Annotated in this window: 16 protein-coding genes; 4 read left to right on the top strand and 12 right to left on the bottom strand. The window is 63.3% G+C overall.

Translation table 11 applies throughout. The annotated features are described in order from the left end of the window. The 5 genes from Q0R02_RS06045 to Q0R02_RS06025 all read right to left on the bottom strand — a co-directional run. Window positions 1-148 (bottom strand): proton-translocating transhydrogenase family protein (locus Q0R02_RS06045; protein ID WP_293881642.1); only part of this gene is annotated, 148 nt, incomplete at its 3' end. Window positions 149-343: 195 nt separating this feature from the next. Then, window positions 344-601: a DUF2442 domain-containing protein gene (locus Q0R02_RS06040; protein ID WP_293881636.1), complete on the bottom strand. Its 258-nt coding sequence runs from the start codon at window positions 599-601 to the stop codon at window positions 344-346. Continuing rightward, complete coding sequence (locus Q0R02_RS06035; RefSeq protein WP_293881634.1) at window positions 582-827, bottom strand: DUF4160 domain-containing protein; 246 nt, start codon at window positions 825-827, stop codon at window positions 582-584. The genes Q0R02_RS06040 and Q0R02_RS06035 overlap by 20 nt, the downstream gene beginning before the upstream one ends. Continuing rightward, entirely contained in the window at window positions 827-1951 is a 1125-nt protein-coding gene (locus Q0R02_RS06030) for an NAD(P) transhydrogenase subunit alpha (RefSeq protein WP_293881632.1), read from the bottom strand. The genes Q0R02_RS06035 and Q0R02_RS06030 overlap by 1 nt, the downstream gene beginning before the upstream one ends. After that, a complete protein-coding gene (locus tag Q0R02_RS06025; protein WP_293881630.1) occupies window positions 1948-2085 on the bottom strand; it encodes a hypothetical protein in 138 nt (45 codons plus the stop codon). The genes Q0R02_RS06030 and Q0R02_RS06025 overlap by 4 nt, the downstream gene beginning before the upstream one ends. A 191-nt stretch (window positions 2086-2276) precedes the next feature. Here Q0R02_RS06025 and Q0R02_RS06020 point away from each other — a divergent pair, with 191 nt between their 5' ends. Beyond that, the gene (locus Q0R02_RS06020) at window positions 2277-3692 is read left to right on the top strand and encodes a sigma-54 dependent transcriptional regulator (protein ID WP_293881628.1); all 1416 of its coding nucleotides are present in this window, start codon (window positions 2277-2279) and stop codon (window positions 3690-3692) included. 31 nt (window positions 3693-3723) lie between these two features. Here Q0R02_RS06020 and folP read toward each other — a convergent pair whose 3' ends face one another. The 5 genes from folP to glmM all read right to left on the bottom strand — a co-directional run bounded on the left by folP (window position 3724) and on the right by glmM (window position 8729). Continuing rightward, window positions 3724-4779, bottom strand: coding sequence for a dihydropteroate synthase (folP, locus tag Q0R02_RS06015; protein WP_293881626.1), 1056 nt, complete (start codon window positions 4777-4779; stop codon window positions 3724-3726). 11 nt (window positions 4780-4790) lie between these two features. Next, complete coding sequence (locus tag Q0R02_RS06010; RefSeq protein ID WP_293881624.1) at window positions 4791-5903, bottom strand: site-specific DNA-methyltransferase; 1113 nt, start codon at window positions 5901-5903, stop codon at window positions 4791-4793. Between the two features lie 152 nt (window positions 5904-6055). Then, window positions 6056-6649, bottom strand: a complete 594-nt coding sequence (locus Q0R02_RS06005) for a ribonuclease HII (protein ID WP_293881622.1) — start codon at window positions 6647-6649, stop codon at window positions 6056-6058. Further along, window positions 6637-7395, bottom strand: coding sequence for a bifunctional hydroxymethylpyrimidine kinase/phosphomethylpyrimidine kinase (locus Q0R02_RS06000; protein WP_293881620.1), 759 nt, complete (start codon window positions 7393-7395; stop codon window positions 6637-6639). Before Q0R02_RS06000 ends, Q0R02_RS06005 begins: the two co-directional genes overlap by 13 nt. Further along, on the bottom strand, window positions 7392-8729 hold the full coding sequence (glmM, locus tag Q0R02_RS05995) for a phosphoglucosamine mutase (RefSeq protein WP_293881618.1): 1338 nt from the start codon (window positions 8727-8729) through the stop codon (window positions 7392-7394). The genes Q0R02_RS06000 and glmM overlap by 4 nt, the downstream gene beginning before the upstream one ends. 82 nt (window positions 8730-8811) lie before the next feature. Between glmM and Q0R02_RS05990 the strand changes: the two genes are divergently transcribed. Then, window positions 8812-10101 carry a dicarboxylate/amino acid:cation symporter gene (locus Q0R02_RS05990; RefSeq protein WP_293881616.1) on the top strand — a complete coding sequence of 430 codons (1290 nt, stop codon included), beginning with the start codon at window positions 8812-8814 and terminating at the stop codon, window positions 10099-10101. On the opposite strand, the gene Q0R02_RS05985 is transcribed toward Q0R02_RS05990, so the two are convergent. Then, entirely contained in the window at window positions 10083-11579 is a 1497-nt protein-coding gene (locus Q0R02_RS05985) for a peptide MFS transporter (protein ID WP_293881614.1), read from the bottom strand. The two genes, Q0R02_RS05990 and Q0R02_RS05985, sit on opposite strands and share 19 nt — an antisense overlap. 100 nt (window positions 11580-11679) lie before the next feature. Beyond that, complete coding sequence (locus tag Q0R02_RS05980; protein ID WP_293881612.1) at window positions 11680-12642, bottom strand: M48 family metallopeptidase; 963 nt, start codon at window positions 12640-12642, stop codon at window positions 11680-11682. 76 nt (window positions 12643-12718) lie between these two features. Between Q0R02_RS05980 and Q0R02_RS05975 the strand changes: the two genes are divergently transcribed. Both Q0R02_RS05975 and Q0R02_RS05970 read left to right on the top strand, forming a co-directional pair. Continuing rightward, the gene (locus tag Q0R02_RS05975; RefSeq protein ID WP_293881640.1) at window positions 12719-13291 is read left to right on the top strand and encodes a nitroreductase; all 573 of its coding nucleotides are present in this window, start codon (window positions 12719-12721) and stop codon (window positions 13289-13291) included. A gap of 55 nt (window positions 13292-13346) precedes the next feature. Further along, window positions 13347-13703, top strand: coding sequence for a GntR family transcriptional regulator (locus tag Q0R02_RS05970; RefSeq protein ID WP_293881610.1), 357 nt, complete (start codon window positions 13347-13349; stop codon window positions 13701-13703). Window positions 13704-13715: the final 12 nt, after the last annotated feature.

The following is a 13715-nucleotide window of genomic DNA, read 5'->3' as shown; positions in this document are numbered from 1 at the left end:
CGATCAGCGCACCGACGATGATCACGCTTGAAATCGCATTGGTCACCGCCATCAGCGGCGTGTGGAGCGCGGGCGTGACCGACCAGACGACATAATAGCCGACGAAACAGGCCATCACGAAGATGGAGAGGATGCTGATGAAGTCCATTATTCTAGATTCTCCCCTGCGAGGGGGTCTGGCAGTCCCCCTGAACTGACGGAGAAATATCTCCGCCAGCACGTGTTGTGTTCGTTTTGGTTATCATTTTCGTGCCGGCTCCGACAGGGGAATACCCCTCCGTCGCGCAAGGCAGCGCCACCTCCCCTGCGAGGGGAGGATTTAGTATCGCGCGCCCGACGATGCTCATGCGGCCGATTTTACCGGATGCGTCATATCGCCACGCCCGGCAATCAAACCGGCAATGGATATGTCCTCGTCGATCTCGTCCCAATGCAGACCGCTGGGGCTGATAAAGCAGTTATTGCGCTGTTCTGGCGTGGCGTGGAGCAGGCGCGGGAACCAGACGATCGGGATACCCAGCGTGCGGCCATCCTCCAAGTCAACCCACATTACGGCATCGTCGAACCGGACCGCGGTCGCGCTAGGAGCAAAAATGTTCATTCCATGCCCTTTCGATCTCGTCGCGATGCGCTTCCACGATGTCCAGCAATTGTTTGGTCATCCGCGCGTCATAGCCCCGGTTATAGGCGAGCCTAACCTCGGGAAACAGCCAAAACTTCGCGTCCATCCCCGCCTGCGCCACATGGATGTGGATGGGTTCAAGCGGACTACCTTCGTCTGAGTAAAAGTGGAAGCGCTTACCATCCAGGCGGAATACGACCGGCATCAGCCCGCCAGCAATCGCTCGCTGACGACCTTGCCACCCTGCGTCAGCCGGATCGCGTTGCCGATTTCTTCGTCGAGCACTGGCTTGTTCGCTTCCTTGTCCCAGAAGGCGCTGAGGAAGTTGAACAGGTTGCGGCTGAACAGGGCGCTGGCATCGGTCGCCAGTCGTGAAGGCACATTGCGGTGGCCGACAATCTTGACGCCGTGAACCTCCACGACCTGTCCCGCGACCGCGCCTTCGACATTGCCGCCTGCTTCGACCGCGAGATCGACGATGACGCTGCCTGGTTTCATGCTTGCAATCTGAGCATCCGAGATCAAGCGCGGGGCCGGGCGTCCGGGGATCAGCGCGGTGGTGATGACGATGTCCTGTTTGGCGATGTGCGACGATACGAGTTCAGCCTGGGCCGCCTTATATTCGTCGGACATTTCGGTGGCATAGCCGCCCGAACCTTCGCCCTCGATCCCCGCGACATTCTCGACGAACACGGCCTTGGCACCGAGCGATTCGATCTGCTCCTTCGTCGCCGAACGCACGTCGGTCGCCGACACCTGCGCACCGAGGCGGCGCGCGGTGGCGATGGCTTGCAATCCGGCAACGCCGACACCCATGACGAAAACGCGCGCGGCGGATACTGTACCCGCCGCGGTCATCATCATCGGAAACGCCTTGCCGTATTCGGACGCGGCATCGAGGACCGACTTATAGCCCGAGAGGTTCGACTGCGACGACAGGATGTCCATCGACTGCGCGCGGGTGATGCGCGGCATGAATTCCATTGCCAGCGCCTCGATACCCAAAGCGGCATAGTCATCTACGCGGGCGCGCTCGGCAAAGGGGTTAAGCCCGGCGACGAGCCATGCGCCCGATTTCACACCGTTCAGGCTGGCGGGCGTTGGCCCTGCGACACCAAGCAATATGTCGGCATCTGCCAGCACCGCTGCGCGGTCGCCAATCGTGGCTCCGGCATCGGCAAATGCCTGGTCCGACACGGCGGCGGTGGCGCCTGCGCCGGTTTCGACCGACACGGTTGCGCCCAGGCCAATGAACTTCTTGACCGTTTCAGCGGAGGCAGCAACGCGGCGCTCGCCCTCGGCGGTTTCCTTCAGGACCCCGATCTTCACCGCGTGATGATGAAGACGACGGCGACAACGATGATCGCGACGACAATCGCGCCGCTCTTGAACCACGAAATGAAACGCCCGTAGGAATCGACGTGCGCTGGCAAGTTCTCGTTGGTTTCGGCGGTGTCGGCCATGTCGCAGATCCTCTCATAAAAACGAAAAACCTTGTTGTCCCGAGCCATAACGAGGGACAACGGCAGCCTCAAGCCCCAAGCGCGAGGACCAGATTTCTGTTGGTTCATGCGTGACGGGCGTCGGCGCTTTAAGCTGGCCTTTACTCCCGCGCGTTACAACGCCCATCGACTGTAGCAGGGGTTAAGACAGAATGGCACCGAACGGCACCCGCATGGTGATGCTGGTCGACAACGACCCTGCACAAGTGCGGGTCGTTTCGGCACAGGCGGCGCGTGCCGGATGGCGGTCGGTCGTCGCCGGCGACCCCGAAATCGCCATTGCGATGCTGGGCACGCGCGACGGCATGATGCTGGACGCGATCCTGATCGACCTTCCGGGAGAAGACGTCGGGGCGCTGATCGCGGAATTGCGGGCACGACGCCCGGCCCTGCCGATCCTGATGATGACCGCCAACGAATCGGTCGATATTGTGGTTTCGGCGATGCGCGCCGGGGCGTCCGACTTCCTGGTCAAACCCATCGAACATTCGCGCTTGCTGGCGGCACTGGAAGCGGCGGTCGAGAGTGGATCGGGCGGCGGCGAATTGCGACCGCTGACCGAAAAGATGTCGGCCACGCTCGGCTTTGACGAGATTGTCGGGTCGGCCCCCAAGTTCCGTTCCGCGCTGGCCATCGCTGCAAAGGCGGCGCGCGCGCGCGTCTCGCTGCTGATCGAGGGCGAGAGTGGTGTCGGCAAGGCCGTGGTGGTCGAAGCGATCCACGCTGCCTCCCCACGCGCCAAGCGGCCGCTGATCACGATCAACTGCGGCGCGATGCCGTCCAACCTGATCGAAAGCGAATTGTTCGGCCACGAAAAGGGATCCTTTGCGGGCGCGTTCGAACGCAAGGTCGGCAAGATACTCGACGCTGACGGCGGCACGCTGTTCCTCGACGAGATTGGCGAGATGCCGCTGGAGGCCCAGGTCAAGCTGTTGCGCGTGCTGCAATCGGGTGAAGTCCTCCCGATCGGGGGACGCCTGCGCGAGGTCGATGTTCGGGTGATCGCTGCATCGAACCGGACGCTGGTCGACGAAGTCGCGGCGGGGCGTTTCCGCGAAGACCTTTATTATCGCCTGGCGGTGGTTCAAGTCGCGATCCCCCCCTTGCGCGAGCGATCAGGCGATATTCCCGCCTTGGCGCGTCACATCATGGCCCGCATCGCGCGCCAGCCGGGCTTGCGGGGCCTGGGCATCACCGAGGAAGCGATGGCGTTGTTGAGCGGCTATGTGTGGCCGGGCAACGTCAGGCAGTTGCAGAACGCCTTGTTCCGCGCAGCGGTGCTGTGCGACGGCGACGCGCTGACGGCGGCGGACTTTCCACATATCGCCAGCCAGCTCGTGACGGGGCGTCCGCGCGGACGTGACAATGAAGGACAGGCCGCGGGCGGCGTCACGCTGTTCCAGTCCGACGGCAATCTGCGCCCCCTAGAAGCGATCGAGGCCGACGTCATCCGTCTGGCCATCGGTCATTATCGCGGGCGCATGACAGAGGTCGCGCGGCGGCTGGGGATCGGGCGGTCGACACTGTACCGAAAGCTTGCCGAATTGGGGATTTCGGACGCGGCTTGAATGGCTTGCGCGTCTCCCTTCGTTCGTGCGATCAGCTCAGCGCCTGGTCCCGCAACCCGCGCCAAACGTGCAATGCCTGAATGGTTTCAGGCACATCGTGCACCCGAAGGATCTGGACGCCCTGGCGCGCACCTTCCAGCACAACCGCGACCGATCCGCCGAGACGATCGGCGACGGGGGCTTCGTTCGACAAGGCACCGATGAAGCGTTTGCGGCTCGCGCCCAGCAGGATCGGGCAGCCAAGGCCGTGGAACAGCGACAGGCCGTTGATGATGGCGAGATTTGTCGCAACCGATTTGCCGAAGCCGATGCCGGGATCGACAATGATCCGCGAACGGTCGATTCCCGCCGCGCCGACCGCTGCGATGCGCGCTTCCAGCCAGTCATAGGTTTCGATCAGCGGATCGGACTGGGCCGGTCCGTCGTGCAGCGATTTTTCCGCATCGGGCGACTGCATCAGGATGACGGGACAGGTGCTCCGCGCCATCAGGGCCAGCGCCTGCGCATCGAACAGCAATGCCGAGACATCGTTCACGATGGTCGCGCCCGCCGACAGCGCGGCTTCCATCACGCTCGCCTTGCGGGTGTCGATCGATACGGCGGCACCGCCTGCGGACAAGCGCTGGATCACGGGCTGGGTGCGGGCGACCTCGTCTCCTTCCCACACCGGCGTCGCGCCCGGGCGCGTGGATTCGCCGCCGACGTCGATGATCGCCGCGCCCGCTGCCGCCATGTCGATGCCGATCGCGGCGGCACGGGCGGGGTCGGCGTCGTGCTTGCCGCCGTCCGAGAAACTGTCGGGCGTCATGTTCACTATGCCCATGACCTGTGGCTGGTCTAAGCGGACCGTGCGCGGCCCGAGCATCAGCGCTGGTCGCGGTGCGATGATCCGGGCGTGGAGGGCGGCGTGCTCTGCTGAGGGTTCGAACCGATCGAGCGGCACCAGGCGCGCGGTGCGCTGGCCGTCGATTACGGTGATGATTTCATAAGCCGAAAAGAACGTCATTCCGCCCGCAAGGCGCGCGACCTGCCCGTCGAAATGGACCGGCGTGTCGACGAAAGCCGTAGGGCGGAGGTAGGATTTCATCTAGCGGGCCGTCAGGGCTCGGTCGCAAGGATGTAGGTCTGGCGCAGAGTATCGATGGGCTTGGCCATGCCACCCGCATCATAATGCCAGAAGGTCCAGCCATTGCAGGACGGCGCACCCTGGAGTTCGGCCCCCAGCTTGTGAATCGAACCGAGCCGGTCCCGGTGCGACAGCGAACCATCGGCGCGAACGGTCGCGGTCCAGCGGCGCTTGGTATCGAACACCAGCGCACCGGGCTTGATCGCCCCGGTTTCCACCAGGGTTCCAAACGCGACGCGCGGCTGCGACTTGGGCGACTGCATCGTCGTGATCGCCGACTCATCAAGCGGCAGCGCGGCATCGATCCGTTCGCGAGCGACGTCGCAATAGGTCGCGTCGCGTTCGATCCCGATCCAGCGGCGATTAAGACGCCGGGCGACGGCGCCGGTCGTGCCGGTGCCGAAAAAGGGATCGAGGACAATGTCGCCGGGATTGGTCGCCGCCAGCAGGATACGATACAGCAGCGCTTCGGGCTTTTGCGTCGGATGCGCCTTTGTGCCGCCGCGTTTCAGGCGTTCCTTTCCCCCGCAGATCGGAAAACTCCAGTCCGACCGCATCTGCAATTCGTCGTTGAGACTCTTCATCGCGCGATAGTTGAAGGTATAGCGCGCGCCCTCTCCCTTCGCCGCCCAGATCAGGGTTTCATGCGCATTGGTAAAGCGGGTGCCCTTGAAATTCGGCATCGGATTGGCCTTGCGCCAGACGATGTCGTTGAGAATCCAGAAGCCCTGGTCCTGAAGGCGCGAGCCGACGCGGAAGATATTGTGATAGCTGCCGATCACCCACAGCGTGCCATTGGGTTTCAGGATACGGCGCGCTTCTGAAAGCCATGCGCTGGTAAAGGCATCGTAAGCGGCGAAGGTGTCGAACTTGTCCCAGTCGTTATCGACGGCATCGACGCGCCCGCCTTCGGGACGGAACAGGTCGCCCCCAAGCTGCAGGTTATAGGGCGGATCGGCGAATACCATGTCGACGCAGGCATCGGGCAACGAGGCCATCGCGGCGATACAATCGTCCATGATGATCTGGTCGAGCGGCAAATCGACGACCGGCGCAACCGGCTTCAGTATTTGTAGCAAGCTCAACGAAAACGCCCCCGTTTAATTCGTCGCCATGGTGAGTCCGTCGAACTCCCGGGTCAAGGACGTAGTTAACAGAGCGTGTTAAGAATTAGGTTAACGCGCCGGGAACGAAACGAGTCTGCCACGACATATAGTGGCGTTCTTCACACCCGGACTCAACCAATGGCGTGTTGCACTAAAGACTCGGTTCGTCGCAAATCGTGTTCGCGCACCGGGGCAAAGCTCTGGCGGTGGAGTGCGCAGGGACCGTGTTCGCGCAACGCGGCAAGGTGGTGAACCGAACCATAGCCCTTGTTCGACGCCCAGCCATAATGGGGGTGATCGCGGTCGGCGGCGACCATGATGCGGTCGCGGGTTTCCTTGGCGATAATGCTGGCGGCCGAGATACAGGGGTGGATCGCGTCGCCACCGATCACCGCCTGCGCCTGCCAGCGCCATTTCGGCAGGCGATTGCCATCGACCAGGATGTTCGATGGATCGACCCCCAGCGCGGCGACGGCGCGCGTCATGGCGAGCATCGTCGCCTGTAGGATGTTGATGCCGTCGATCTCCTCCACACTGGCGATGCCGATGCCGACAGTGCAATGTTTCAGGATCAGCGCCTCCAGCACGGCGCGGCGCTGGGGCGAGAGCTTTTTGCTGTCATCGACGCCCTCGATCCCCTTTGGGCACAGGATCACGGCCGCAGCGACGACCGGTCCCGCCAGCGGCCCCCGGCCCGCCTCGTCGACGCCCGCTATTCGTCCCAAAATTCCCTCACTCCCTGCTGCCCCATCGGGCCATGACCTTTGCCGAAACCCGGAGCCTCCAGCAGCGCGATGCGCACAAAGAATACCGCGCGACCGAACGCCTCGTAAAGCTCCATCCCCTCGCCCAATCCGGTCGCAAGCGCGCTGGCGAGCGTGCAGCCTGTGCCATGTGTGCTGGTGGTGTCGATGCGCCGAGCGCTCAGTTCACGGACCAGGCCGTTCGGCGACCACAGGCGATCCACCACCATCGCACCCTCGCCATGCCCCCCCTTGACCAGCAAGTGGCAGCCATAGCTCAGCACATTATCCTTGCCACCCAATGCCGCCAGTTCGGGGAGGTTAGGCGTGACGACCGATGCCACCGCCATGAGCCGGGCGAAGGCCGCGATCGTGTCGGGGTCGGCAAGCGTCGATCCGCTGGTCGCGACCATCACCGGGTCGAAGACGATCGGCAGGTCGATGCCGGCCAGCAGGTCGGTCACCGCATGCGCGGTTGCCGCCGATCCGATCATCCCGATTTTCACGACGTCCGCGCCGATGTCGCCGAGGCAGGATTGGATCTGGGCGATCACCATCGCTGTCGGAATGGCGTGCACCGCCTGCAGGCCCACCGTGTTCTGCGCGGTGACCGCCGTGACCGCGGTCATCGCGTGGCCGCCGAGCATCGTCACGGTCTTTATATCCGCCTGGATGCCCGCCCCGCCACCGCTGTCCGACCCGGCAATGATCAGGACCCTGGGTGTCACCCAACCGCCCTGACCGCGTCGCAGATCATGTCGACCAGACGGGTAACCTGGGCGCTATCATCGCCCTCTGCCATCACGCGGATCAGCGGTTCGGTGCCAGAAGGCCGGATGACGAGCCGACCTTTTCCGACCAGTTTAGCTTCCGCTTCGGCGATGGCCGCCCTGACGTGGGCGTCGTCGAGCGGCTTGCCCCCGGCAAACCGGACGTTCTTCAACAGTTGCGGGACCGGGTCGAACAGGTGAAGCAGCTCGCTTGCCGGTTTGCCCGTGGTCACCAGTTCCGCCAACACTTGGAGCGCGGCAATCAATCCGTCGCCCGTCGTCGCATGGTCCGACAGGATGATATGACCCGACTGTTCACCACCGACGTTGAAGCCCGACTTGCGCATCTTCTCGAGCACATAGCGATCGCCAACACTGGTCCGTTCCAGCGAGAGTCCCTGCCCTTGCAGATAACGTTCAAGACCGAGGTTTGACATGACGGTCGCGACGATGCCGTTGCCCTGCAGCATGCCGTGGCGTGCCCAACTGGTCCCGATCAGTGCCATCAACTGGTCGCCATCGACGATGCGGCCGGTTTCATCGACTACAATCAAGCGATCGGCATCCCCGTCCAGCGCGATCCCGATATGCGCGCCGCTGGCCACCACGGTTTCCTGCAGTAGGGCGGGCGCGGTCGATCCGCAGCCAGCGTTGATGTTGCGTCCATCGGGAGTCACCCCGATCGCGATGACCTCCGCGCCCAGTTCCCAGAGCGCAGAAGGCGCGACCTGATAGGCCGCGCCGTTCGCGCAATCGATGACGACCTTCAGCCCGTCGAGGCGCAAATCCTCGGGGAAAGTAGACTTGGCAAAATGGATATAGCGCCCCCGCGCATCCTCGACCCGGCGGGCGCGACCGATGTCAGGAGCCTGCGCCAGCGTCGTTGCTGCGTCCAGCAAGCGTTCGATCTCGGCCTCGGCCTCATCGGACAATTTGTAGCCATCGGGTCCGAACAGCTTGATCCCGTTATCCTCGTACGGATTATGACTGGCGGAAATCATCACGCCCAGATCGGCGCGCATTGAGGAGGTCAGCATCGCGACGGCGGGCGTCGGGATCGGGCCGAACTGGATAACGTCCATGCCGACGCTGGTAAAACCGGCGACCAGCGCCGATTCCATCATATAGCCCGACAGGCGGGTATCCTTGCCGATAACGACACGATGGCGGTGGCTGCCACGCAGGAAATAGCTGCCGGCTGCCTGTCCGACCTTCATCGCAATCTCGGCGGTCATGGGCGTTACGTTGGTGCGGCCACGGATGCCGTCGGTGCCGAAAAACTTACGCGTCACAAGAACTTCCTCCTAATCAACTCGAGTTTGGCCCGTTGAAAAAACGCTTTCGCCCGATTGTCATAGAAGGCAAGACGGTCCGATGTCGAACGCCACCCGCATTCTTGTCGCTCTGGTCATCGGACTGATCCTCGGCATCGCCGGTTCGTCAATGGCCCCGACCCTCGCTGGCCAGGTGGCCGACGTGGCCGATCCGGTCGGCAACCTGTGGCTGAACGGGCTGCGCATGACGATCGTGCCATTGGTCGTGTCGTTGCTGATTACGGGGATTGCACAGACGGCGGAGGCGGCGCGCGCAGGCCGCGTTGCCGGGCGCGCGCTGGCGTGGATATTGACGATCATGGGGTTGTCGGCGGTGGTCGGAGCCGTGCTCACGCCGTTACTCCTCCATTTTTTCCCGATGCCCGCCGAATCGGCCAATGCGCTGCGCGCTGCACTGAGCGCGACACCAGCAGTCGGAAAGGTGCCGCCGTTCGCCGACTTCCTGCGCGCCATCGTCCCGACGAACCCGATCGCCGCCGCTGCCAACGACGCGATCCTGCCGTTGATGATCTTTACCGGTGTGTTCGCGTTCGCGCTGACCCGTCTCCCCGACGAACCGCGCCGGCTGCTGACGCAGTTTTTCAGTGCCATCGCCGACGCGATGATCGTCGTGATCCACTGGGTGCTTCGCCTGGCTCCCATCGGTGTGTTCGGGCTGGCGTTTGTGGTCGGGGCACGATCGGGAGCGGCGGCGTTCGGGGCGCTGCTTCACTACGTCGTCATCGTGGCCAGCGTCGGGCTCGCCATCGGACTATGCGCCTATCCCCTCGCGCGGTTCGGCGCGAATATTGGGTTCGCGAGATTTGCGCGGGCCATCGCGCCGGTCCAGGCACTCGCAATCAGTACCCAGTCCTCGCTCGCCTGCTTGCCGCTGATGGTCGAAAAGTCGGAAGACCTTGGCGTGAGCGAGGGCACGGCGGGAGTTTCGCTACCGATGGCGGTCGCGTTGATGCGCGCGACCGGCCCGGCAATGAACCTTGCCGTGGCGCTCTATGTCGCCAACTGGTTTGGCGTGCACCTGGGACCGGCACAATATGCGGTCGGGATAGTGGCCGCGATGCTGACGTCGATGGGCGCGGTCAGCCTGCCCGGGCAGGTCAGTTTCGTGACGTCAATCGCCCCGATCAGCCTGGCGCTGGGCATTCCCGTCGAACCGCTGGCGCTGTTGATCGCGGTGGAGACATTGCCTGACATCTTTCGGACGCTAGGGAATGCGATGATGGACGTGGCGATGACCGCGACTGTGGGCCGGCAGACGGGTACGATGACCGACCTGATTAGGGGCGAAGGTGCCGGGAGCGATTCCCGAACTCAGTCATCGACCACATGATCGCTTAACTTGTCCAGGTGCATCAGTCGCTTGATCAGCGGTGCGATCACGATCACCGCGACGCCAACGGCAACGGCGGTCCAGCCTGCCGAAGAATAGACTTCGGTAACGCGTTCAGGCCCGGCCCCTTCGGAACCGATGGCCGCAGCAATGAGTCCGGCGGCAAATTGCCCGGCGGCTGTCGAGAAAAACCAGGTTCCCATGATGAGACTGGCCAGGTGCAGCGGCGACAGCCGGTTCATTGCCGACAGGCCGACCGGCGACAGGCACAGCTCTCCGGTGGTGTGCAGCAGATACAGCAGGAAGATGAAGATGACCGGGGTCAACTGGCCCGGCCCCGCAGAAAGCACGCCCGCGACCAGGACCAGGAATCCCGCCCCGAGCTGGATCAGCGCCAAACCGAACTTCGCTGGTGCCGAGGGTTCGAGATTGCGTCGTCCCAGCCACGTCCACAGCACCGCGAACACAGGGGCAAGCAGGATGATGTAGATCGAGTTGATCGACTGGAAAACCGACGCGGGAACTTCGGCCCCAAACAAATGACGATCGACGCGACGGTCGGTGAACAGGTTGATCGACGATCCGGCCTGTTCGAACAACGCCCAGAAGACGATCGACATGATCATCAGGAACAGTGCGGCCAGGATGCGGTCGCGATCGACGCTGGGCAGCTTGAAGACCGCAGTAAAAAGGATGAACCCAATCAGGATGGCCCCGGACACCCCGAGCAGCGAGCCGACCACGGCCTGGTTCTGGACGAGCCACCAGCAGATGCCGACCATGACAAAACCGAACAGGTAGATCAGCCATTCCAGCTTGATCCCGGCAACGGGCGCGGCCAGGCGCTGGGGCGCGGGCGGCTCGCCCTTGCCAAGCAACAGGGGTCGGCCCCGAACGAAGGCGATGAGGCCGAGCAGCATACCGACCCCCGCCGCGCCAAAGCCGTAGGACCAGCCATAAGTCTCGCCAAGATAGCCCGCGATGATTGGTCCCAGCGCGCCGCCGAGGTTAATGCCCATGTAGAAGATCGTGTATGCCGGATCGCGGCGCAGGTCGGTGCGCGGGTAAAGCTGGCCGACGATGACCGAGATGTTTGCCTTCAGGAACCCGACGCCGACGATGATAAACGCAAGCGCCAGCCAGAAGATGTTGATGGCCGGACCGTTGCGTCCCCCATCGCCTTCGAAGATCATCAGGAAATGCCCGATGGTCAGCATAACCGCGCCGAACTGAACGGCCTTTCGCTGGCCGAGGTAGCGGTCGGCGAGATAGCCGCCGACCACCGGCGTGATATAAACGAGCGCAGTATAGGCACCGTAGATGATCGACGCCTCAGCATCGGCATACAGCCAGTGTTTGACGAGGTAGAAAATCAGGAGGGCGCGCATTCCGTAGTAGGAAAACCGCTCCCACATCTCGACAAAGAACAGCACGAACAGGCCGCGCGGATGGCCGAGCCAGGTTTTTTCGTCAGTCATTGCGGCCGATGCCATAGTCGATCTGCTCCCCAAAGGCTGCGTCGTAGCGCGCTCGTTCATGCGGCGGAGACTAGCGCGTAATTTTTAGGTGTGAAGTGGATTATGCGGGAGGCAAGGCAATCGGCAGTTCGGTCGGAATAAGCGCAACTCCCTTTGCACGTTGCGCTTTTACCTCGGCGACAGCAGCAGCGACGCGGGCGATGCGGTCGCCCCAGCTTGGGTGGGTGCCATCGGACAAGATACCCAATCCGGTCCGACGACCAAGTCGCGACCAGAATGGCACGATGGCATCGACATCGTAGCCAGCCCGTGCGACCAGCCAGACGCCCAGGCGATCTGCTTCATATTCGGTTTTGCGAAGCCGGGCGCCGCCCTTGCCGAACCCAGCGAATATACCACGCGATACTTTATCGGTGTCGAGGCGCAAGCGATGATGCAGGATGTTATGCGACAATTCGTGGCCAATCACCGTAGCGAGTTCGTCGTCGTTCGTCGTGAAATCCACCAGCGATCCCGACACCTGGACATAATGCCCATCGGCCTCGGCGTTGATAATCCGGCCGGTCACGATCTCGACCCGGGAAACGCACCCGCTGACCCCGGTCATCCCCACGGTCCTGACCGATTTGCCGCGCATCAGCCGCAACGTCAGCGGCGGCGTTTTCAGGGCGGCTTCGATCATCGCCTGGGTCTTCGCGGTAACATCGTAGCTGGCTCGCGTTGGCAAGTCGGCAGGGGTCGCGGTGCCGTCGATGGCGATCAGCACATCGCCCACCCGTAAACCGGCAAGATCGCCAGCACCGCCGCTGACGACCGCCTGGACCGCTGGCTGGCGACCGAGACCGGTCTGGGCGACTACCGTCGCCCGGACCGAAGGTTGATACTGGGCCAGCGTCTGGACCGAAAATCCGGCGAGCGGGGCAACATCGGAACAAAGCGGCGCATTGGCAGTCTGAAGTCGCCAGGCGATTGCGGCCACGCGGGCATCGGCAGCTTGCAGGGCCGCAACCCCCGGATCGGGGGCGGCAAATGCGAGGGCAAGGGCAATGATCGAAGCGCTCATCCGGCACGGATAGGAAGGCGCGAACGCGGGAGCAAGCCGATTGCGCGACGGCCGCGCCGCTGATACCCGCCACATCATGTTGAACGACACCTCCACGACGCTTGCGCTGCTGCACACCCGCCGCTCTGGAAAGCCCCGCGACATGATCGCGCCGGGTCCCGACGACGCCCAGCTTCGTGCGATACTGGAGGCGGCAATACGCGTGCCCGACCATGGAAAGCTGAACCCGTGGCGCTTAGTCATTATCGGCGCGGACCAGCGTGTCCGGCTGGCGGCACTGATCGTCGCTGCCTTTCGCGCGGAGCAACCCGACGCCACGCAAGCCCAGGTCGAGGCGATGGAACAGTTTGCCCACCAGGCACCGACCCTGATCGTAGTATTGTCGGCTCCCATCCCGGGCAAGATCGCCTTGTGGGAGCAGGAATTGTCGGCGGGGGCGGCGTGCATGAACCTGCTGATGGCGGCGCACGCCAGTGGTTTCGTGGGCGGGTGGCTGACCGGGTGGCCGGCCTATTCGGACACGGTGCGCGATGCCATCGGCGGTCCCGGCGAGCGGGTCGCGGGTTTCATCTTTGTCGGATCACCGTTGCGCGAACTCAGCGAGCGACCGCGCGCAGCCTATGAAGATGTCGTCAGTCGCTGGCCCTGATCCCTGAATTCGGCGCGAAGATGACATTTCAGGTGCGTTGGTGTATTAGAACTGCATGACAGTCAGCGAATCCGGCGATGTTCCCGTTTATCTGCGCCTTAGGGGGATCCTGGCCGCGTCGATCCTCGAGCGGAATTATGCCGAGGGCGATCAGTTGCCCTCGGTGCGTGCTTTTGCCGCCGAACACGGTGCGAACCCATTGACGGTCGCAAAAGCCTATCAGGCGCTGCAGGACGAGGGCTATGTCACCGTGCGGCGCGGCGTCGGGATGTTCGTCGCGCCAGGGGCCATAGAGCGGTTGTGCGTGGACGAACGCGATCGCTTTCTCAGCAAGATCTGGCCGCGCATACGCCAGCACATTGCGCGCCTCGAAATCGACCCGCAGATGTTGTTCCAGAACGAGCGCGCGTAAGGCGCGGTTCAT

The organism is Sphingomonas sp., from assembly GCF_025353885.1.
Classification (GTDB): Bacteria; Pseudomonadota; Alphaproteobacteria; order Sphingomonadales; family Sphingomonadaceae; genus Sphingomonas_O.
Note: the sequence above shows the minus strand (reverse complement) of the source record. Positions and strands in the feature narration are given on the sequence as shown.